This window comes from Cellulosimicrobium sp. NPDC057862, assembly GCF_042797035.1.
Classification (GTDB): domain Bacteria; phylum Actinomycetota; class Actinomycetes; order Actinomycetales; family Cellulomonadaceae; genus Cellulosimicrobium.
Map to the genome: position 1 here is coordinate 628,166 of NZ_JBHVMH010000001.1, position 21,751 is coordinate 649,916.

General features: G+C 70.4%; 17 protein-coding genes. 8 read left to right on the forward strand and 9 right to left on the reverse strand.

What is annotated here, in order from left to right:
* Nucleotides 1–7: 7 nt before the first annotated feature.
* Together ACFVN3_RS02665 and ACFVN3_RS02670 are read left to right on the forward strand one after the other, a co-directional pair.
* On the forward strand, nt 8–1,336 hold the full coding sequence (locus tag ACFVN3_RS02665) for a PLP-dependent aminotransferase family protein (RefSeq protein ID WP_378230264.1): 1,329 nt from the start codon (nt 8–10) through the stop codon (nt 1,334–1,336).
* 203 nt (nt 1,337–1,539) lie between these two features.
* The gene (locus ACFVN3_RS02670; protein ID WP_378230332.1) at nt 1,540–2,460 is read left to right on the forward strand and encodes a D-alanine--D-alanine ligase; all 921 of its coding nucleotides are present in this window, start codon (nt 1,540–1,542) and stop codon (nt 2,458–2,460) included.
* Between the two features lie 1,325 nt (nt 2,461–3,785).
* Here the strand turns inward: ACFVN3_RS02670 and ACFVN3_RS02675 are convergent.
* The 8 genes from ACFVN3_RS02675 to rpmH form a co-directional block, all read right to left on the reverse strand.
* Nucleotides 3,786–5,189, reverse strand: coding sequence for a ParB/RepB/Spo0J family partition protein (locus tag ACFVN3_RS02675; RefSeq protein ID WP_378230267.1), 1,404 nt, complete (start codon nt 5,187–5,189; stop codon nt 3,786–3,788).
* Complete coding sequence (locus ACFVN3_RS02680; protein ID WP_378230269.1) at nt 5,186–6,247, reverse strand: ParA family protein; 1,062 nt, start codon at nt 6,245–6,247, stop codon at nt 5,186–5,188. The genes ACFVN3_RS02675 and ACFVN3_RS02680 overlap by 4 nt, the downstream gene beginning before the upstream one ends.
* A 236-nt stretch (nt 6,248–6,483) precedes the next feature.
* A complete protein-coding gene (gene rsmG, locus ACFVN3_RS02685) occupies nt 6,484–7,170 on the reverse strand; it encodes a 16S rRNA (guanine(527)-N(7))-methyltransferase RsmG (RefSeq protein WP_378230334.1) in 687 nt (228 codons plus the stop codon).
* A 296-nt stretch (nt 7,171–7,466) separates the two neighbouring features.
* Entirely contained in the window at nt 7,467–7,994 is a 528-nt protein-coding gene (locus ACFVN3_RS02690) for a protein jag (protein WP_378230271.1), read from the reverse strand.
* A 41-nt stretch (nt 7,995–8,035) separates the two neighbouring features.
* Nucleotides 8,036–9,124, reverse strand: coding sequence for a membrane protein insertase YidC (gene yidC / locus ACFVN3_RS02695; protein WP_378230273.1), 1,089 nt, complete (start codon nt 9,122–9,124; stop codon nt 8,036–8,038).
* Between the two features lie 60 nt (nt 9,125–9,184).
* Entirely contained in the window at nt 9,185–9,523 is a 339-nt protein-coding gene (yidD, locus tag ACFVN3_RS02700; protein WP_378230275.1) for a membrane protein insertion efficiency factor YidD, read from the reverse strand.
* Nucleotides 9,520–9,888 carry a ribonuclease P protein component gene (rnpA, locus tag ACFVN3_RS02705; protein ID WP_378230277.1) on the reverse strand — a complete coding sequence of 123 codons (369 nt, stop codon included), beginning with the start codon at nt 9,886–9,888 and terminating at the stop codon, nt 9,520–9,522. The genes yidD and rnpA overlap by 4 nt, the downstream gene beginning before the upstream one ends.
* Before the next feature lie 6 nt (nt 9,889–9,894).
* Nucleotides 9,895–10,032, reverse strand: a complete 138-nt coding sequence (gene rpmH / locus ACFVN3_RS02710; RefSeq protein WP_034225701.1) for a 50S ribosomal protein L34 — start codon at nt 10,030–10,032, stop codon at nt 9,895–9,897.
* A 545-nt stretch (nt 10,033–10,577) separates the two neighbouring features.
* Here rpmH and dnaA point away from each other — a divergent pair.
* The 5 genes from dnaA (at nt 10,578) to ACFVN3_RS02735 (ending at nt 17,421) form a co-directional block, all read left to right on the forward strand.
* Nucleotides 10,578–11,996, forward strand: a complete 1,419-nt coding sequence (dnaA, locus tag ACFVN3_RS02715) for a chromosomal replication initiator protein DnaA (protein ID WP_053370370.1) — start codon at nt 10,578–10,580, stop codon at nt 11,994–11,996.
* Between the two features lie 1,320 nt (nt 11,997–13,316).
* Nucleotides 13,317–14,447, forward strand: a complete 1,131-nt coding sequence (dnaN, locus tag ACFVN3_RS02720; RefSeq protein WP_378230279.1) for a DNA polymerase III subunit beta — start codon at nt 13,317–13,319, stop codon at nt 14,445–14,447.
* Nucleotides 14,448–14,508: 61 nt separating this feature from the next.
* On the forward strand, nt 14,509–15,414 hold the full coding sequence (gene gnd / locus ACFVN3_RS02725) for a phosphogluconate dehydrogenase (NAD(+)-dependent, decarboxylating) (RefSeq protein ID WP_378230281.1): 906 nt from the start codon (nt 14,509–14,511) through the stop codon (nt 15,412–15,414).
* A gap of 35 nt (nt 15,415–15,449) precedes the next feature.
* Nucleotides 15,450–16,760, forward strand: coding sequence for a DNA replication/repair protein RecF (recF, locus tag ACFVN3_RS02730; protein ID WP_378230283.1), 1,311 nt, complete (start codon nt 15,450–15,452; stop codon nt 16,758–16,760).
* Complete coding sequence (locus ACFVN3_RS02735; RefSeq protein WP_378230285.1) at nt 16,747–17,421, forward strand: DUF721 domain-containing protein; 675 nt, start codon at nt 16,747–16,749, stop codon at nt 17,419–17,421. The genes recF and ACFVN3_RS02735 overlap by 14 nt, the downstream gene beginning before the upstream one ends.
* Nucleotides 17,422–17,554: 133 nt before the next feature.
* Here ACFVN3_RS02735 and ACFVN3_RS02740 read toward each other — a convergent pair whose 3' ends face one another.
* Entirely contained in the window at nt 17,555–19,102 is a 1,548-nt protein-coding gene (locus ACFVN3_RS02740; RefSeq protein ID WP_378230287.1) for a hypothetical protein, read from the reverse strand.
* Nucleotides 19,103–19,666: 564 nt separating this feature from the next.
* Here ACFVN3_RS02740 and gyrB point away from each other — a divergent pair.
* Nucleotides 19,667–21,739, forward strand: coding sequence for a DNA topoisomerase (ATP-hydrolyzing) subunit B (gene gyrB / locus ACFVN3_RS02745; RefSeq protein WP_378230336.1), 2,073 nt, complete (start codon nt 19,667–19,669; stop codon nt 21,737–21,739).
* The last annotated feature ends 12 nt before the right edge of the window (nt 21,740–21,751 follow it).

The following is a 21,751-nucleotide window of genomic DNA, read 5'->3' on the forward strand; positions in this document are numbered from 1 at the left end:
GGGGGTCGTGACTGGACCGACGACTCCCCCGCAGCAGCCCGCTCCCAGCGGCACCCGCCTCGACCCGTGGTTCGGTGCCTACGCAGAGCGAGCGCACGGGATGCGAGCGTCGGAGATCCGAGCGCTGTTCGCCGTGGCGAACCGACCCGAGGTCGTGTCGCTCGCCGGCGGCATGCCGTACCTCGAAGGACTCCCGCTCGACCAGATCGCCGACACCATGCAGCGCCTCGTCGCGACGCGCGGCGCGACGGTCCTCCAGTACGGCTCCGGGCAGGGCGACGAGACGCTCCGCGAGCAGATCCTCGACGTGGTCCGGCTCGAGGGGATCGAGTGCCACCCCGACGACGTCGTCGTCACGACGGGGTCGCAGCAGGCGCTCGACCTCGTGACCAGAATCTTCGTCGACCCCGGCGACGTCGTCGTGGCCGAGGCGCCGAGCTACGTCGGGGCGCTCGGCGTCTTCCGCTCGTACCAGGCGGACGTCGTGCACGTGCCCCTCGACGAGCACGGTCTCGTCCCTGAGGCCCTCGAGGAGACGCTCGCCCGGCTCGCCGCGGACGGTCGCCGCGTCAAGCTGCTCTACACCGTGCCGAACTTCCACAACCCGGCCGGGGTGACTCTCACCGCGGAGCGCCGCCCACGCATCCTGGAGATCGCGCAGCGCTACGGCGTCCTGGTCATCGAGGACAACCCCTACGGCCTCTTGGGCTTCGACGGGCAGACGCTCCCCGCCCTCAGGTCGCTCGACGAGGACGGCGTCCTGTACCTCGGGTCGTTCTCCAAGACCTTCGCCCCGGGATACCGCGTCGGCTGGGTCGTCGCGCCCCACGCGGTCCGCGAGAAGCTCGTCCTCGCGAGCGAGTCGGCGATCCTCTGCCCCTCGAACGCCTCGCAGCTCGCCATCGCGGCGTACCTCGACACGTGCGACTGGAAGGGTCAGATCAAGCAGTTCCGCGAGCTCTACCGGGAACGCCGGGACGCCATGGTCGGCGCGCTCTCCGAGCACCTCCCCTCGGCACGCTGGACCGTGCCCGACGGCGGCTTCTACACCTGGGTCCAGCTCCCGGAGGGCCTCGACGCACGGTCCATGCTCCCGCGCGCTGTCACGGCGCGCGTCGCCTACGTGCCGGGCACCGCCTTCTACGCGGACGGCACGGGCTCGAGCCACGTGCGCCTCTCCTACTGCTTCCCGACCCCCGAGCGGATCCGTGAGGGCGTCCGACGCCTCGCCGGGGTCGTCAACGCCGAGCAGGAGCTCGTCGAGATCTTCGGGACCAACGCCGAGCTCGACCCTGACGTCACGGACGTCGAGAACCCCTCGCCCAACCTGGCCTGAAGCACCTCACCACGACGCCGTGCAGCCCTCACCGGGCGTCGCCGGCACCGAACAGGAGTCCGTCAACAGTGGACACGACCACGGGTACCCCGGCGGCCACGGGCGAGGCTGCCACCGCAGCCCAGACCGATACGCAGCGCGCTGACCAGCACCTTCACCTTCTCCGGCCCGAGGACGACGTCCCCCCGGGCGGGCACGTCGCGATCCTCGCCGGCGGGCTCTCCCACGAGCGCGAGGTCTCCCTGCGGTCGGGGCGCCGCGTCGCCGAGAGCCTCCGTGCCGCTGGTCTCGAGGTGACGGTCCACGACGTCGATGCCGACCTCCTCCCGTTCCTCGCCGCGACCCGCCCCGACGTCGTGTGGCCGCTCCTGCACGGCGCGAGCGGTGAGGACGGCTCGATCCGCGACGTCCTCGAGCTGGTTGGGGTTCCCTACGTCGGCACCGGGCCGCGGGAGAGTCGTGCAGCCTGGAGCAAGCCCGTCGCCAAGAGCGTCGTGCTCGGCGCAGGCCTGTGCTCACCCGAGTACGTGACCCTCCCGCAGAGCCTGTTCCGGGAGCTCGGCGCCCAGCCCGTCCTGGACGCCGTCGTCGCGCGCCTCGGCCTCCCCCTCGTCGTCAAGCCGACCCATGGTGGCTCGGCGCTCGGCGTGACCCTCGTGGAGCGCGCCGACCAGCTCCCCCGCGCCATGGTCGACTGCTTCGCCTATGGCGACGTCGCCCTGATCGAGCGCGCCGTGCGCGGCGTGGAGCTTGCGGTCAGCGTCGTCGACCTCGGCCAAGGTCCTGAGGCTCTGCCGCCCGTCGAGATCGTCACGACGGGACCGTACGACTTCGACGCGCGATACAACCCCGGGCGAACCGAGTACTTCGCCCCTGCCCGTCTGGACGATGACGTTCTCGGCATCGTCCGCGAGGTGGCCGTTCGTGCGCACGTCGCGCTCGGCCTGCGCGACCTGTCGCGGACCGACGTGATCCTCGACCAGGACGGCGTGGTGCAGTTCCTCGAGGTCAACGTCGCGCCCGGCATGACCGAGACGTCCCTCCTCCCCCAGGCCGCTCGTGCCGCTGGGCTCGACCTCGGGCACCTCTACCGCTCGCTCGTCAACGCCCACGTGCGGCACTGAGGGACGGCGGTCCGACCGACGCATCGTCGGTCGGTGTTTCACGTGGAACGTCGGGCAGACGGTGGTGAGCGTGGACTCGACGATCAACCGGGTGAACCAGCACACGTCGTGACCATGCCACGGACCACAAGGGGCGCTGGCGAGTCACAAGAGTCCCGATGGTCGCGAACCGGCTGATCACGCGAAGGCTGGTCCCGGCTGGTCCCGGCTGGTCCCGGGCTGTTCCCGGGTCGGGTTGTCGACGAAGACCCACGCGGCGGTCGACGGCAAAGGGCGACCGCTCACGATGCTCGAAGGGCCAGGACAGGGCGGGGGCACTCCGGCGTCCCTGCCGCCGCTGGACGTGAACCGGTCCCCCGGTAAGGGGAGGGATGCTCGCACCACCCTGACGCCGTGTTGCACGACAGGGCACCGGAGAAGGTGAGTGCGCGGCGGACTGCCCCTGCACCACGGGACGCTTCGCCATCAGCGTGTGAACCATAGGTTGGGCTGAGCCCGTTTCACGTGAAACGCCACTTCCGAGCGAGCTTTCCGCCACGGGGTTTCACGTGAAACAGTTCCTGGTACGCGTCCGGGCCCGGCCTCGCGGGGTCTGTGCCCCTCCGCCGTGCTCACTCGACGATCGGCACGGCACGAAGGACGAGGGGGCGGCACCAGACCGCGGCGTGTCGAGAACGTAGCGATGCGGGGCGCCACATCGAGCGCACCGCGGGAGACGGGCCACCCCGCCGATTGCGCGCCCGGATCTCCACTCGAGCAGATCATGATGCACAGCACGCACACCTCGACACTCGTGTTTCCACCTCTTGCGGCGCCCCTCCCCTCCGTGGATGGCGACGGCTGCGCGGGCCTCGTTCCCGCTCCCAGGAGCCACGATCCGCGAGCGACCAGTCCGCCCGCAGGCGAACGTGCCGGGCGTCGAGGCTCGTTTCACGTGAAACGTCACCGATCGTAGCTTCCACCTACCCGCACACCGCACGGCCGCTCGCGGGACACCGGGCAGGAGGACGGCCGCTCGCGAGACACCGGGCAGGAGGGAGCGACTCCTTAGAAGGCGCCATGGCTGCATGCGGACGCAGTTGAGCCGCCACCCGCGGCATCCTCATCGATCACACGCGAGATGGACGGGGCAGCCGCTCTGGTCACCGCGTTCCATGGACGGGTTCGTAGGCCGCTCTGTGCTCCACCCGGAAGGGGAGCGCCGACGATCTCTGCCGGGCGAAGGTGCCCAGCATGGGGCCGGGACTGCCGCGGGTGCTCACGAGCCTCACGACAGTCCCGGCAACGGCGACGCGCCCTGGTGTCGCGCACGCCGCCTGGTATCGCTACTTGCGCAGGAGACCCGGGTCGTCGGGTGCCATCACGTCGAGGATCCTGTTCAGGTCCTCGACCGAAGCGAACTCGACGGTCAAGCGCCCCTTGTTCTTGCCGAGGTCGACCTTCACGCGCGTCTCGAAGCGGTCGGAGAGACGATGAGCGAGCTCGTCGATCGCGGCGGACCGCTGACCCGCTCGCGGCGCGCGCGGCGCACGGCGATCACCGTCCAGTCCGCCCATCGCGACGATCTCCTCGGTTGCACGAACGGAGAGCCCCTCGGCCACGATCCTCTGGGCGAGGCGCTCGATCTCCGCGCCGTCGGAGAGGCCCAGGAGTGCGCGAGCATGACCGGCAGAGAGGACTCCCGCCGCGACCCTCCGCTGCACCAGGGGAGGGAGGCGCAGGAGCCTCAGGGTGTTCGAGATCTGCGGCCTGCTGCGCGAGATGCGCTCCGCGAGCTCCTCGTGAGTGCATCCGAAGTCGTCGAGCAGCTGGCGGTACGCCGCCGCCTCTTCCAGGGGATTGAGTGCGCTGCGGTGCAGGTTCTCGAGCAGTGCGTCGCGCAGCAGGTCGGCGTCATCCGTCTCGCGGACGATCGCGGGAATGACGTCGAGGCCGGCAGCCTGTGTTGCGCGCCACCGGCGCTCCCCCATGATCAGCTCGAAGGAACCGTCGTCCCCCGGCACGGGACGAACCACGATCGGCTGAAGAACGCCGATCTCGCGGATCGAGCCCACGAGCTCGTCGAGGTCTCCCTCGTCGAAGACGGTGCGCGGCTGGCGAGGATTGGGACGGATCGACGCCGTGGGTACCTCGGCGAACCGTGCGCCGGGGACCGGTACGAGGTCGTCTGCCGCGCTCCCCGTCCACTCCTCGGTGCTCGAAGTGGGCGCGCCACCAGAGTTCTCCCGAGACGACTCCGAGATCCCGTTCCCCGCCGAGTCCCCGCCATCCGTCGTGCCGGGGTCGGTTTCACGTGAAACAGCGGTCGCGGCATCGCTGCGAATCGGCGTCGCGACATCGTCGCGCTGCTCGCCATCCTCCGCGCGGTCCTGTTCCCTCCCCGGCCCAGGCTCGTGGTCACTCCCGCCGAGCGCGCCACGATCCCCCGCGCTGACGGCCTCCAGCTCGGCGAGGTCGCGCGCCGAGAGTGACGTCAGAGAGTCCACGTCCGCGGGACCTGAGCCGGTGTCCGCGACGAGCGTCACGACCGGAGTGCTCTGAGTCCCGCTCTCAGCGGAACCCTGTGCCTCCCCGTCACCTGCGGAAACGTCCTCGGTTGGTGCGTCGTCGTGCGCCGGCTCCTCTGGCGTCGGGCTCGGGAAGAAGACGTCAACCGGTCGCTTCCCCTCCGAGCTGGTCGGGATGAGAGCCCCAAGCCCCCGGCCGAGCCCTCGACGCTTCTCGCTCATCGCAGTTCCTCCTGCCGCAGGCCGGGACCACCGATGGTGCCGGCAAACTCATGTTCAGTTCGGACCACCTCGGGCACGGGGGCAGTCTCCGGAACGTCAGCATGCTCGCGATCCGCATCCTGCCCGGAGAGGGCACCGAGATCGTCGTCGCCGCTCCGATTCGCACCGCGTTGCGTCAGCTCACGTGCGGCCTCCAGGTACGCGAGCGCGCCCGTCGAGCCTGGATCGTAGGTCATGACCGTCTGCCCGTGGCTCGGTGCCTCAGAGATGCGCACAGAGCGCGGCACGGTCGTCCGCAAGGTCTGGTCAGGGAAGTGCTCGCGCACTTCTGCCGCCACCTGTTGCGCAAGATTCGTTCGCCCGTCGTACATCGTCAGCAGGATCGTCGAGACGTGCAGGCCAGGGTTGAGGTGCGACTTGATGAGCTCGATCGTCTTCAGGAGCTGGCTCAGTCCCTCGAGGGCGTAGTACTCGCACTGGATCGGGATGAGCACCTCTCGACCGACGACGAACGCATTCACGGTGAGAAGACCCAGGCTCGGCGGGCAGTCGACCAGCACGTAGTCGATGGGGGCCAGACCCTCGCGCTCACGCCCTGCCAGGTACTCGTCCAGCGCGCGGCGGAGCCGCGTTTCACGTGAAACGAGGGAGACCAGCTCGATCTCCGCGCCCGAGAGGTCGATCGTGGCGGGTACACACCACAGCGTCGGGATGTCAGGGCATTGCTGGACTGCGCTGGCGAGCGGATCGCCGTCGACCAGGACCTCGTAGACCGACGGCGTCCCCGCGCGGTGCTCGACCCCGAGCGCGGTCGACGCGTTGCCCTGAGGATCGTTGTCGATGACGAGCACGTTGAGCCCCGCCAGCGCGAGGCCGGCAGCGAGATTCACCGTCGTCGTGGTCTTCCCCACGCCGCCCTTCTGGTTCGCGACCGTGATGATCCGTGTCGACGCCGGACGCGGGAAGCGGCGGCCTTGGAGGTCGATGCGACGCCTCGCGTCCTCGGCAAGCTGCGCCGCGAGCGGCGTCGACTCGTCCGTGACCGGCAAGCTCGCCATCAGTGCTGCTCTCCGGTCGTCCTCGCTCCCGGAGGTCCGCGCCGCTCCCCCGTCCTGCGAGAGAGACGTCGCCGACCGATCCTGACGTTCTCCAGGGTCGACAGGGCTTTCCGTCACGCGTCTCATCCTCTCCATCGTCGCGTCCCAGCATGCGCCGTCCGACCCACTCATCTGTGGATGTCGGGCGCTCTCCACCCCGTGTCGTCACACAGCCGTGCCGACGGCGAGGCTCGGGTTCAGCGTGCCCCAGTCTGCCGCACGATGCGCACGACGGTCGTCGTCTCCACACCGGGGATCGTCGGCGCGTCCACGATCTCGGGTTCGCCGCCCTTGAGCCGTCGCAGCACCTTGCGGGCTGGATCGACCTCGCGCGCCACATTGCGTCCCTTGAGGACGATCATCTCGCCACCGGGTCGGACGAGCGGGAGCGAGAGCCGGACCAGCTTGTCCAGCGCGGCCACGGCGCGAGACGTCACCGCGTCGCACTCGAACGCACCGTGGTACTCCTCCGCACGCCCCCGCTTCACCTCGATGTTCGAGAGGTTCAGATCCGCTGCGATCTCCGACAACCAGGCGCAGCGCCGCTCCATCGGCTCGACCAGGTAGACCGACGCCTCCGGACGCATCGCCGCGATCACGACCCCGGGAAGTCCAGCACCGGATCCGATGTCCGCGATGAGCCCTGTCTCCGGGAGGAACGGAACGACCGCGGCCGAGTTCAGGATGTGCCGGTCCCAGATGCGAGGAACCTCGCGGGGTCCGATCAGCCCGCGCAGCTCGCCCTCCTCGCGCAGGCGTTCCGCGAACCGATCGATCGCCGGGAACGACGCACCGAAGTACTCAGTCAGCGCCTCCCGCGAGATCTCCGGCTCTGCGTCTCGATCCACCAGGTCGCTCATCGGCTCTTCTGCTTCCTCGTCCATGGGCACGCCACATCGTTTCACGTGAAACGCCCGCCGGCGTGCTCGATCACCACGTGATCCCCGTCGTCCGGCGTGGCTTGCTGGCACTCACCAAGCCACAGACGCTCCCCCCGCTGCTCCCGCTCGGGCTCGAGCGCCGAACGCACCACGTGCAGCGGAGAAGTGCGAAGCGACACCGAGCCAGACGCAGCGCCACCACCCCGGACGGCACCCGCCCTCTGTCATCGCCACGACAAAGACGTTCGCCCTCCGTTTCACGTGAAACGGAGGGCGAACGGGTCCGACACAGACCAACGTCAGTCAGCGGGGTAGATCACCACGTAGCGCTGAGGCTCGACGCCCTCGGAGTCGCTCCGGAGGCCGGCGGCGGCCACCGCGTCGTGGACCACCTTGCGCTCGAAGGCGTTCAGCGGCTCCAGCGAGACCTTCGCCCCACCGGACCGAACGCGCGAGATCGCCTCCTCGGCCTGCGCGGTGAGCTCACGACGACGAGCGGCACGGAAGCCAGCGACATCCAGCATCAGTCGGCTCCGCTCCCCCGTCCGCGCCTGGACGGCGAGACGCGTCAGCTCCTGGAGCGCGTCAAGGACGTCGCCGTCCTCACCGACGAGGGAACGCAACGCGGCGGGATCGTCGGCCACGATCTCGACCGCCGCGCGGTCGTGCTCGACGTCGATGTCGATGTCACCGTCGAGGTCGGCGATGTCGAGCAGCTCCTCGAGGTAGTCCGCTGCGATCTCACCCTCCTCCTCCAGGCTGGTGGTCTCGCGCGACGACTCGTCGGTGACGGCGTCTTCGGGCGCTGGGGTCTCGGTAGGCGTCATGACGGTGCTCCTCACGGCGGGGGCGCGCACGCGCGCGGGGTCTACTTCTGCTTCTTCTTCTTGGGCGCGGGCTTGGTTGCCCCAGGGGCCGGAGAGCCCTTCGCGCCGTCGTTCGTCCCAGATCCGTCTGCCGCCTCGGGGGCGTCCTCGACGGGAGCGTCCTCGACGCTCGGCGGGGTCGTCCCGACCGGGCGGGGCGCGGCCTTCTGCCGGTCCTTGCGCTTGGGCTGCTGACGCTGCCCGCGCGGCTGCTCGATCACCGGCGTGGCGTCCTCGACGATGCCCTTCGCCGCGCGCTTGCGCGCCTGGCGCTCCTTGAGGAGTCGCTCCGCCTCGGAGCCCGGCGCCGGCATGCGACGGATCGTGTAGAACTGCTGACCCATGGACCAGAGGTTCGTCGTCGTCCAGTACACGAGCACACCGACCGGGAAGTTGACACCGGAGACGGCAAAGATGAACGGGAAGACGTAGAGCATCATCTTCTGCGTCGATGCCATCGGTCCCTCGAGAGCGGCCTTCGGCATGTTCTTCATCGTGAGCTGGCGCTGCGTGAAGAACGTGGTGGCGCACATCGCGACGATGAGCACGGCGATGACGATCTTGGTCTGGAGGTCGTCGGTCCGGAGGAAGACGTCGGACAGCTGCGCCCCGAACACCGATGAGCTCTCAATGTCGCTGGCGACTGCCGAGTTGATCGGCCCGATCGGGTCGTCCGTGCCGTTGGAGATCGGCACCAGGCCGTTCAGCACCCGGAAGAGCGCGAAGAAGATCGGCGACTGCAACAGGATCGGCATGCAGGACGCGAAGGGGTTGGTCCCGTGCTTCCGGTACAGGTCCATCGTCTCGCGGCTCATGGCCTCGCGGGACGCCGGGTCAGTCTTGCCCTTGTACTTCTTCTGGATCGCCTGCATCTCGGGCTGGAGCATCTGCATGCCGCGCGATGCCTTGATCTGCTTGAAGAACAGCGGGATCAGCAGGATGCGGATGATGATCACGAGCCCGACGATCGACAGGACCCACGCCGGCCCGGGACCGTCGGAGAACCCGAGGAACACCAGACCCTGGTGGCACAGGTACATGATCCACGCCACGACCCACTCGATCGGGGCGAGGAACGCGAAGAAGTCCATCGGTGACTGCTCCCTCAACTTCAGACAAAGCTTGTGAATCGCCCGATGTCGGGCTGCGGACTAGTGCGTGTGTCGTGCCGGCGGAACGTCGTCGACCCCACCGAGGCTCCAGGGGTTGCAGCGCAGCAGCCGCCAGAGGGCGAGGCCCGTTCCGCGCAGGGCGCCGTGACGACGCACCGCCGTGAGGGCGTACTGGGAGCAGGACGGGTAGTACTTGCACGTGGGCCCGGTCATCGGGGAGATCACCGACTGATAGGCCCGGATCATGCCGATGAGGGTGAGCGCCGGGACGCGGCGCAGCACGGCAACGATTCGACGCACGATCCCGGGAGCTCCGCGGTCGGCGGCGTCCTCGGGGGACGTCGCGCGGGGAGCGTCGACCGGGTGGGTGGTCGTCATCGATCCACGCCCGCACGCTCGTGGAGGCGCCGTACGGCGCGATCGAGGCCGCGGTCGAGGTCGTCGCTCAAGGCGTCGAACGTCGCCGCCGCGGAGGCGGGGAGCGCGCGGACGACAGCACGCCCGTGCTCGGGCAGCATGTTGAGGCGCGCCGCCGTGGCGGCGCGCAGCCGACGCTTCACGAGGTTGCGGTGCACCGCGTTCCCCACCGCCTTGGAGACGACGAAGCCGACCTGTGGTCGCGCATCACCCTCGAGATCCTCGGAGAGGTGCACGACCACGGTCGACCTACCCGCACGCACGCCGCGGCGCACCGCCCGCTCGAAATCGACGGAACGGCGCAGTCGGTGCGCCGCGGGGAGCACGTGGTATCAGGCAGAGAGCTCGGTGCGGCCCTTGCGACGGCGGGCAGCCAGGATGGCGCGGCCGGCACGGGTCCGCATGCGCAGCCGGAAGCCGTGGGTCTTCGCCCGGCGCCGGTTGTTCGGCTGGAAGGTCCGCTTGCTCACGAGGTACTCCAAGAACGTCGGGGAGGTACACCGTCTATGTCCTCGACGATGCAGTGACAGGTCCCGGTTGGAGCCTGTCGGTGGTTCAGGTCGTGCACCGTGCGGTCACCCGCCCGGCCGCCGTCCAGGCACGCAGACCGAGTGGGCCATTGCTGGGGGCACCGGATCCTTGCAGGCAGCTCACGACGCGAGGCCTCGTGTCGAGTCTCCTCCACGCGGGCGCGCCAAGAACACCTGGAACGGCTGTCTGACGTTACGCTGCGCGACCCCTCCGGGTCAAACCAGGAGAGGTGAGATGTGCCGCGGCCCGGGAACCGCGGCATCGCGGTCACCGCGACGCCCCTCGGAGGCTGCGAGCATCCTTACCCTACAACCCACAGCCTGTGGACAACTATGTGGACGAGGGGTTCCCATGGCACGATCGACCTCAGCATCACCACACCCCTGACCTTCCTTCGTCGGCGCACCCCGCCCGGCCCGTCAGCGCGCGCTCGACGGTCGGCCTCGCGCGCCGGTGCACACCCTCGACCTGTGAGGAACTGCCCGTGGCCAACCCGGACGAGAACATCGCCGACGTCTGGGCGCAGACCCTGAGCATCCTCGAGGCGAGCCCGGACATCACACCGCGGCAGATCGCGTTCATCCGTCTCGCGAAGCCGCTCGCGATCCTCGACGACACGGTCTTCATCGCGGTGCCGCACGAGCAGACCCGCACCTACCTCGAGACCCGCGTGCGCGACGAGCTCGTCACGGCGATGTCCTCGTGCCTCGGCCGCGACGTCCGGTTCGGCATCACGGTCGACCCGGAGCTCAGCTCCGACCCGGTCGTCGCGCCCGCCTCCCGCCCCGCCGTGGAGCGCCCGTACATCGAACCGGACGACGGCCTGCCCGACCTCCCGCCCCCTCCTCCGCCGCGCCCGCAGGCCGAACCGAGCCGGCTCAACCCCAAGTACGTCTTCGAGACGTTCGTCATCGGGTCGTCGAACAGGTTCGCGCACGCCGCGGCGGTCGCCGTCGCAGAGGCTCCCGCCAAGGCCTACAACCCGCTGTTCATCTACGGGGACTCGGGCCTCGGCAAGACGCACCTGCTGCACGCGATCGGCCACTACGCGCACAACCTCTACCCGAACGTCCGGGTGCGCTACGTGAACTCCGAGGAGTTCACCAACGACTTCATCAACTCGATCGGCGAGGGCAAGGCGGGCGCGTTCCAGCGCCGCTACCGGGACGTCGACGTCCTCCTCATCGACGACATCCAGTTCCTCCAGGGCAAGGAACAGACGATGGAGGAGTTCTTCCACACCTTCAACGCCCTCCACAACGCGAACAAGCAGGTCGTCATCACGTCCGACCTGCCGCCCAAGCAGCTCAACGGGTTCGAGGACCGGCTCCGCTCCCGGTTCGAGTGGGGCCTCATCACCGACGTCCAGCCACCGGACCTCGAGACGCGCATCGCGATCCTCCGCAAGAAGGCGTCGAGCGAGCGGCTCGCCGCCCCGGACGACGTGCTCTCCTACATCGGCTCGCGCATCTCGACGAACATCCGCGAGCTCGAGGGCGCGCTGATCCGCGTGACGGCCTTCGCCAACCTCAACCGTCAGCAGGTCGACCTCCCGCTCGCCGAGATCGTCCTCAAGGACCTCATCACCGACGAGGACAGCGCCGAGATCACGCCCGCCGCGATCATCGCGCAGACGGCCGCGTACTTCGGTCTGACGATCGACGACCTCTGCGGGAGCTCGCGCTCGCGCGTCCTCGTCACCGCGCGGCAGATCGCCATGTACCTGTGCCGCGAGCTGACCGACCTCTCGTTGCCGAAGATCGGCCAACAGTTCGGCGGGCGCGACCACACGACGGTCATGCACGCGAACCGCAAGATCACCGAGCAGATGGCGGAGCGACGGTCCACCTACAACCAGGTGACCGAGTTGACGAGCAGGATCAAGCAGCAGCACCGGGGCTGAGGCGCGTCGCAGTGGGCCCACCCGCGCACACGCCTGCCACGCCGGAGAGGTCCGGTCCTGTCTGTCGACCCGCCGTCGCCTCCCCGGCGCCCGACCCAAGGCACCCCCGGCACACCCTCCGGACCCCCGCAGACCCCGCGCGGGATGCCGCTGCTCGGTTCCGGCACGACGGCGCACTCCCTGTCACACGCGAGCGGCGTCGGGCGTCGGCGCGATCGAGGCATCCCGCCGTGCCCACCCCGGCCCACCCGCGGCCCGTGCGGCGCTCCCGTCGCTGGTCACGCCCGGCTGCTCCGCGAGCATGTCCGTGGCAGGTACTCGCACCAGCTTCACGCGCCCGCCCAGGTGCCGCACGGCCAGTTCGACGGCGGCCCGCGTGGTCTGCCGACGTCTTCCACGACCTCTTCCACACCGATCCACAGAGATGCGCACCGGAGTGCATCATCCTGTGGATACAGCCCTTGCGAACGCTCCTGCACTGTCTGGCGACCTCGAAAGACCGCTTCGTACACAGCGTGTGGGTCGAGTTGTCCACAGTCATCCACAGGAGATCTGTGAGTTGTGACATCCGCGTGATCTGGGGAGCCGCGATCGACCACAGGAACCGGTGGCTCTCCAGAATCCGCGGAGTACCGAGCGCTTTTCCCGGGAGGGCTGTGGAAACGGTGCGTCGTGCACAGTCTGTGGACGGCACTCGGAGCCACCTGCTGTGCACGCGTCTGTGGATAACTGTGGACGACCAGCCCTACGGTGTGGATGACGAGGTGCCCATCGGTGGACGACGTGTGGGGACAGAACGGTCGCCCACAGGCTGCGCGACTTTCCCACAGCGGGACCACGGGTTCGTCCACACTCATTTTTGCCCTCTGACCTGCGTGGACACCCGTTTTCCACGCATTCCACAACCCCTATGACGACGACGAAGGTTTGATCAAGGGGGAATTCCACACGCCTTCATCAGGCTCCGGCGGCCGACCTGCACCACCCGTCCCGACCACGATCCCGCACCGACCGCCGAACAGCCATCGGCGCGCAGCCGGAAGGCCGGGCCGTACCGGCCGACGCCATGGGCGACATCGCTGCACAGCACCGTCCCCAGGCACGGTGTTCCAGTTCCTCCCGACCTTCTCCTCGCGTAGGGTTCATGCACGACACGTGTGCGCGGACCTGCGACCCGAGCTCCTCGCGTCCCCCGCCACGGCTCTCGCTCGGGCGGTCAGGACGTCACTCAGCCCGACGACGAGCCGTACGCCGAGGCGCAGCCGGACGGCACATGTGAAGATCGAGTCCGATCAGGACGTTGGGACGAGAGGGTGTGGGATGAAGTTCCGGGTTGAGCGTGATGTCCTGGCCGACGCGGTGACCTGGACGGCGCGGACCCTGCCGACCCGCCCGCCCGCCCCGGTGCTCGCCGGTGTGCGGCTCGAGGCCGACGCGTCCGGGACGATCGGCCTGTCGAGCTTCGACTACGAGGTCTCGGCCCGCTCGGAGATCCCCGCGGAGGTGAGCGAGCCCGGCACGGTGCTCGTGTCCGGCCGCCTGCTCGCCGAGATCTCCCGTGCGCTCCCGGCGAAGCCGGTCGACGTCGTCCTCGAGGGCACCAAGGTCACCGTGACCTGTGGCGCGAGCCGCTTCACGCTCCTCACCATGCCTGTGGACGAGTACCCCGCGCTCCCCGCGATGCCCGAGCTCTCCGGCACGGTCTCCGGCGACGAGCTGACGAACGCCGTCGCGCAGGTGACGGTGGCCGCGAGCCGCGACGACACGCTCCCCTTGCTGACCGGCGTCCGGGTCGAGATCGAGGGCGAGAAGATCACGCTCCTCGCCACGGACCGCTACCGGCTCGCGCTGCGTGAGCTCACGTGGACCCCCGTCACGCCCAGCTACTCGGCGGTCGCGCTCGTCCGGGCCCGCACGCTCAACGACGTGGCCAAGTCGCTCGGCAGCTCGGGCCTGGTCAACGTCGGACTGAACACCGGCGCCGGGGTGGACCTCATCGGCTTCGAGGCGGGCGGCCGCCACACCACGTCGCAGCTCGTCGACGGCGACTACCCCGCCGTCCGCCGGCTGTTCCCGGACGAGACCCCGATCCACGCGGTCGTCCCGACGGCGCCGCTCATCGACGCGGCCAAGCGCGTGTCCCTCGTCGCGGAGCGCAACACCCCGATCCGGCTGTCGTTCACGGACGGCCAGGTCGTCCTCGACGCAGGCCAGGGCGACGACGCACAGGCGTCGGAGGCGCTGGAGGCTGTCCTCGTCGGCGAGGACATCTCGGTCGCCTTCAACCCGCAGTTCCTCCTCGACGGCCTGGGCGCGCTGGGCACGGACTTCGTGCGCCTGAGCTTCACGCACCCGAACAAGCCCGTGGAGTTCACCGGGCAGGACTCGCTGGACGGCGAGGACTCCTCGCACTACCGCTACCTGCTCGTGCCGATCCGCTTCGCGGGCTGACCCGCGAGGACCGTTCTCGCACCACCGCCTCGACCGCATCACCGCACCCCGGAGGACTCGCATGGTCACGCGCATCGGACTCGTCGGCCTCGGCAAGATGGGCAACAACATGCGGGCGCGCATCCGTGCGGCCGGCATCGAGGTCGTCGGCTACGACCCGCGGCCCGAGGTGTCGGACGTCGCGACCCTCGCCGACCTCGTCGCGGCCCTGCCGGACGACGGTCCGCGCATCGTGTGGGTCATGGTCCCCGCGGGCGAGCCGACCCGGGGCGTCGTCACCGAGCTCGGCGGCCTGCTCGGCGCGGGCGACTTCGTCATCGAGGGCGGCAACTCGTACTACGCCGAGGACCAGGCGCGCGCCGCCGAGCTGAGCGAGAAGGGCGTGGGCTACCTCGACGTCGGCGTCTCCGGCGGGGTCTGGGGCCTCGAGAACGGCTACGGCCTCATGGTCGGTGGCGACCGCACGCACGTCGAGGCCGCCATGCCGGTCTTCGACGCCCTGCGTCCGGAGGGGCCCCGCGAGGAGGGCTTCGTCCACGCCGGCGAGGTCGGCGCGGGCCACTTCGCGAAGATGGTCCACAACGGCATCGAGTACGGCCTCATGCAGGCGTACGCCGAGGGCTACGAGCTCCTCGCCGCGAAGAGCGAGCTCGTCAAGGACGTGCACGGCACGATGAAGGCGTGGACGCGCGGCACGGTCGTGCGGTCCTGGCTCCTCGACCTGTTCGTCAAGGCGCTCGAGGAGGACCCGCAGCTCGCCGCGATCGACGACTGGGTCGACGACTCGGGCGAGGGCCGGTGGACGGTGGACGAGGCCATCGACAACGCCGTCCCGCTGCCCGTGATCTCCGCGGCGCTGTTCGCGCGCTTCGCCTCGCGCCAGGAGCAGTCCCCGGCGCTCAAGGCCGTCGCGGCGCTGCGCCAGCAGTTCGGCGGGCACGCCGTGAAGGCCGCCGACCCGGCCTGACCGGTCGGCATCCTCCCCCGGCACGTCCTCCCGCGATGTACGTCTCCCACCTGTCCCTCGTCGACTTCCGCTCCTACGAGTCCGTCGACGTCGAGCTCGTCCCGGGTGTGAACGCCCTCGTCGGGCAGAACGGTCAGGGCAAGACGAACCTCGTCGAGGCGATCGGGTACGTGGCGACGCTCGCGAGCCACCGGGTCGCAGGGGACGCGGCGCTCGTCCGCGCCGGCGCCACGCGTGCCGTCGTCCGGACGCGGGTCGTCCGGGGTGACCGGGCGAGCACGGTCGAGCTCGAGATCGCCTCCGGTCGCGCGAACCGGGCCCGCATCAACCGGTCGCCCGCGCAGCGGCCTCGCGACGTCCTCGGCATCGTGCGGACCGTCCTCTTCGCGCCGGAGGACCTCGCCCTCGTCAAGGGCGACCCGGACGGGCGCCGACGGTTCCTCGACCAGCTCGCCGTCCTCCTGGTCCCACGGGTCTCCGCGCTCCTCGCGGACTACGAGCGGGTGCTGCGCCAGCGGGGTGCGCTCCTCAAGTCCGCGACCGCGCTCCGGGGCCGCGGCCGCGGGACCCGCCGACCGGCGGCCGCGGAGCCGCCGCCGGACGACGACGCGCCCGAGGGCGCATCGTCCCCCCTCGCGACGCTCGAGGTGTGGGACGCCCGGCTCGCGAGCCTCGGCGCCGAGATCACCGCCCTGCGCCTCCAGCTCGTGACGGCGCTCACGCCGTACGTCGCGGAGGCGTACGAGCAGGTCAGCGCCGGGCAGGGCGAGGCGCAGATCGGGTACCGCTCGTCGGTCGACGAGGCGCTCGACCCGGACGGTGCCCGCGACGGCGCCCCCGCGACGGGTGCGCCGGGCCCCGACGGCGACGGCCCGACGTCGGGCCTCCCCGACGCGCAGGCGCTGGAGAAGCGCATGCTGGATGCCATGCGGGTGGTGCGGGCGAAGGAGGTCGAGCGCGGGGTGAACCTCGTCGGTCCGCACCGCGACGACGTCGTGCTCACCCTCGGGGGCCTGCCGGCGAAGGGCTACGCGAGCCATGGCGAGTCGTGGTCGTTCGCCCTCGCCCTGCGCCTCGCGTCGTACCGCCTCCTCAAGGACGGGGCGCCGGCCGGGCTCGACTCCCTCCTGTGGGCGGACCAGTGGGGTCCCGACGGCGAGCCCGTCCTCGTGCTCGACGACGTGTTCGCCGAGCTCGACGTGCGGCGCCGCGAGCGTCTGGCCGAGCTCGTCGCGGGCGCCGGCCAGGTCATCATCACCGCGGCCGTGCCCGACGACGTCCCCGCACTCCTGGACGGGGCGCGGTTCGCCGTCCACGAGGGGACGGTGACGCGTGTCGAACCGTGACGGATCGCGCGGCGCGGCGTCGCCCGGTGGCGCGGGGTCACCCTGGGAGCGGGAGAAGGGGGCGGCCTCGCCACCCGTCCCCGCGGCGTCGGCGCGCCCGACCGTCGAGGACCGGGACGAGGTGGAGCCTCGGGCGACGGGGTTGCCCGTCGGGGACGTCGTGGAGCTGACGCCGCCGGCGGAGGTGGCGCGGCAGGCGCTCAACCGGGCGAAGGCGGCGGCCCGCGCGAAGGGGCTGCGGCCGGGGCAGGAGCCTCGCCGCCGGATCCTGGCCGACCCGCCGACCTCGGGCGCCCGACCGGGCGGCCGCGACCCGCAGCTCTTGGGCGACGTCGTCGCGCGCCTGCTGCGGGAGCGCGACTGGGTCGCCGACGTGTCGGTGGGGGGCGTCGTCGGGCGGTGGCGCGAGGTGGTCGGGGACCAGGTGGCGGACCACTGCGAGCCGGAGACTTTCGAGGACAAGGTCCTCGTGGTGCGGGCGGACTCGACCGCCTGGGCGACGCAGGTGCGTCTGCTCGCACCGCAGCTCCTCGAGCGGCTCGCGCGCGAGGTCGGCGAGGGCGTCGTGGAGACGGTCACGGTCCTCGGTCCCGCGGGTCCGAGCTTCCGCCGCGGCAAGAAGTCGGTCCGCGGGCCCGGCCCGCGCGACACCTGGGGCTGACGGCCCGACGGCGCCGGCCGCGTCGTCCAGAGGCGCACCAGCGGCGGTGCCGACAGACGACGAGGCCCGCCGTGACCGGGGCACGGCGGGCCTCGCGGGTGGTGACCAGGGCGCTGGTCACCACGTCATGGGGTCAGGACTGCACGCGGCGGCGCAGCCAGAACACCAGGGCGCCGCCACCGACGAGCAGCGCGGCGAACGCGGCGGCGCCGGCGACGGTCGCACCGGTCGTGGCGAGCTCGGGGCCGCTCGCCTCCGCGGGTGCGGGGACGTCCTCGGCCGCGACGGGTGCGACGGGCGGGTTCGCGCAGGCGCTGGTCGCCGGCGGGTAGGAGACGACCGTCGAGTACGAGGGGTTCACCTCGAAGAGCACCTCGACGCCGTCACGCGTCCAGGCGTAGTTGCCCTCGGTCTCGGTGTACGACCCGTCCTCGTTGCGGACGAACCCGGGCCACTGCTTCGGCTCCTCCGCCGACGCGCCGGGCCACAGGATCGTCCCGTCGAGCGGCTGGCCCTCCACGACATAGTTCTCGCCACCGTTCGGGTGGAGGAACGTGATCGTCAGCGGGTTCTCCTCGTCGACGGTCACGCCCTCGGGCAGCGCGACCGCGTAGCCGAGGTACGGCACGTCGCCCTGGCAGACCGCCTCGATCGTGCCCGGGACGAGCGCACAGGCCTCGTCGGACGGCAGCAGGTCCGCGATCGGGAACAGCGCGCTGCGACCGTCCTCGGCGACGACGTAGCCGAGCTCCGCCGTCTCGGCGGAGAACTCGACGGAGGCGTCCTTGGGCTCTGCGACGACGCCCTCGGCCGTGGCGGTGTAGCGGAACTGCGGCGACTCGGCCGGGACGGCGTCACCGGTCAGCTCGGCGCCGCACACCTCGACGGCTGCGGGGACGTCGGGCGTCGCCGGGGCGACGACGGGCTCGTCGATCGGCTCGGGCGTGTCGCACGCGCCCTCGGGGAACAGGTTCGCCAGGTCCTGGTGGTCCCAGGAGATGAGCGTGCCGTCGGGGAACTCGCCGAGGTGCTGGCCGTCGGGCGAGTAACGGATGTCGGTCGGGAGGTCGTCGACCCCGCCGGGCAGGTCGACGAGGTCCTGCTGCACGGCCCACGCGGTGCACAGGTCCTCGGTGGTCACGTCGGGCTCGATCGTCTTCGCGACCTCGCGCACGGCCTCCAGGTCGAGCGGCGCCACGAGCCAGGTCTTGTCCCACGGCTTCTCGGGCAGCGCGACCTCGTCGCTCGTGACGATCTTCTGCGGTCCGGAGTTCTCCCAGGCTGCAGGCCGTTCGGCGTCGAGCTTGGGGTAGACGTAGACGCCGACCTGGACGGGGGTCTCCTCCTCGGGAGCCTCGCAGGCGGTCGTGGAGCCCTTCCAGGACTTGTCGTACCTGCTGTTGTCCGAGGCGTCGACGGCGACGCTCCAGGTGTGGTCCTGGGTCGGGTCCAGCTCGTAGGTCTTCTTGAAGTGCCCGTCGAAGCTGCGGGGCTCGAGCGTCGTGCCGTCGACGACGACGGTCAGGCCGTTCCCGGGCGCGTAGGCCCAGAGGTCGACCTTCAGGCTCTGGCAGTCGGCGACGGGCTCGCCGCTGTGGGCGGAGGCGGGTGCCGCGGTGACCACGAGCAGGCCACCGAGTGCGAGCGCTGTCGTCGCGACGCTCGCGAGGAGTCTCTTCACGAGGTGAGGGTCCCTTCGGGGGTGAGGCCGCCCGCACGCGGATCACTCCTGCGCGGACGACGCGCGAATCATGATTGTGTGTGGTATTAGACCACTTTCCACGTGAAATGCCGATTCCCGACTTGTCCAGAAGGGAGCGTTCCCACGATGCGGACGGCGAGCGCCGTCCGGACGGCTGCGACGCCCGCGCGGAGGCGGCTTCCCGACCGGTGGACAACGTCTGTGGACAACTTTGTGGAGGAGTGTCGACGACGGCGCGCGGATCGAGTCGTGAAAGCCGGGGACGCCGTCCCCAGGAGGGCCACAATCCGCGGAATTCGGCTCGTGGCGGGTAGACTGGGGAGGTCATTCCGGGTCTGTTCACCACCCGTGCGCGCAGCCCTTCCGACGAGGCGCGGCCAGCCGTCCACGGCCGACCGTCCGCCGTCCGCGGAGGAGGCGACGCCGACCGTGGTGCGGGCCCGGAACCCTTGAGCAGCGGCGACCGCTTCCGCACGAACGCGGGCGCAGCGTGCACGACGACGAGGAGCAGTCCTGCCCGTGGCAGACCACACCGACACCGCCATCTCCGACCCGACGGCGTCCGCGGAGGCGGCACCCTCGGCGGGCGGCGGCTACGACGCGAGCAACATCACCGTCCTCGAGGGCCTCGAGGCGGTCCGCAAGCGTCCGGGCATGTACATCGGCTCGACCGGCGAGCGGGGCCTCCACCACCTTGTGTACGAGATTGTGGATAACTCTGTGGACGAGGCCCTCGCCGGGCACGCGGACACGATCGACGTGACGCTCCAGGCGGACGGCGGCGTCCGTGTCGTCGACAACGGCCGCGGCATCCCCGTCGCGATCCACCCGACCGAGGGGAAGCCGACCCTCGAGGTCGTCATGACGATCCTCCACGCGGGCGGCAAGTTCGGTGGCGGCGGGTACGCGGTCTCCGGCGGGCTGCACGGCGTCGGCATGTCCGTCGTCAACGCGCTGTCGACGCGCATGGTGTCCGAGGTCCGTCGTGACGGGTACTCGTGGCGTCAGGAGTTCACCGAGGGCGGCAACCCGGTGACGCCCGTCGAGCGGCTCGAGCCGTCGGCCGAGACGGGCACCACGCAGACCTTCTGGGCCGACCCGGGGATCTTCGAGACGACCGAGTACGACTTCGAGACCCTGCGGGCCCGCTTCCAGCAGATGGCGTTCCTCAACAAGGGCCTGCGCATCACGCTGACGGACGAGCGTCCTGCCCACCTCGACACGGGCGACGAGGTCACCGGGGGCGACGGGGTGGCCGACGCTGACGGCGTCTCCGAGGCCGACGACGCGACGTCGGGCGCGTCCACCCCGGCTCGCACCGTCTCGTACAAGTACGACGGCGGCCTCGTGGACTACGTGAAGCACCTCAACTCGGCGAAGAAGGTCGAGCTCGTCCATCCCGACGTCATCGACTTCGAGTCGGAGGACACCGAGAAGCGCATCTCCGTCGAGATCGCGATGCAGTGGACCAGCGCGTACTCCGAGTCCGTCCACACGTACGCGAACACCATCTCCACGACCGAGGGCGGCACGCACGAGGAGGGCTTCCGCGCGGCGATGACCTCGCTGGTCAACCGCTACGCGCGCGACAAGGGCATCCTCAAGGAGAAGGACGACAACCTCACGGGCGACGACATCCGCGAGGGCCTGACCGCCGTCGTCTCCGTGAAGCTCGGCGAGCCCCAGTTCGAGGGCCAGACGAAGACGAAGCTCGGCAACACCGAGGCGAAGACCTTCGTCCAGCGCGTCGTCCACGAGCAGCTCACCGACTGGTTCGACTCGCACCCGAACGAGGGACGCGACGTCATCCGCAAGGCGATCCAGGCGTCCCAGGCGCGTCTCGCGGCTCGCAAGGCGCGCGAGGCCACGCGCCGCAAGGGCCTGCTGGAGTCGGGCGGCATGCCCGGCAAGCTGCGCGACTGCCAGTCGAACCGCGCCGAGGAGTGCGAGATCTTCATCGTCGAGGGTGACTCGGCCGGCGGCTCCGCCGTCCGCGGCCGCAACCCGCGGACGCAGGCGATCCTCCCGATCCGCGGCAAGATCCTCAACGTCGAGCGCGCGCGCCTCGACCGGGCCCTGTCCAACCAGGAGGTCCAGTCGATCATCACGGCGTTCGGCACGGGCATCGGCGAGGACTTCGACCTCACCAAGCTGCGGTACCACAAGATCGTCCTCATGGCCGACGCCGACGTCGACGGCCAGCACATCGCGACCCTGCTGCTCACGCTGCTCTTCCGGTACATGCGCCCCCTCATCGAGAACGGGCACGTCTACCTCGCGCAGCCGCCGCTGTACCGGCTCAAGTGGTCGAACGCCCCGCACGACTACGTCTACTCGGACAAGGAGCGCGACGCGTTCCTCGCGTCCGGGCAGGCCGCGGGCAAGCGGATCCCCAAGGAGAACGGGATCCAGCGCTACAAGGGTCTGGGCGAGATGGACTACTCGGAGCTCTGGGACACGACCATGGACCCCGAGCACCGCACGCTCAACCAGGTCACCCTGGACGACGCCGCCGCCGCGGACGAGATCTTCTCCGTCCTCATGGGCGAGGACGTCGAGTCCCGCCGCAGCTTCATCCAGCGGAACGCGAAGGACGTGCGGTTCCTTGACATCTGACCGGCCGGCGTC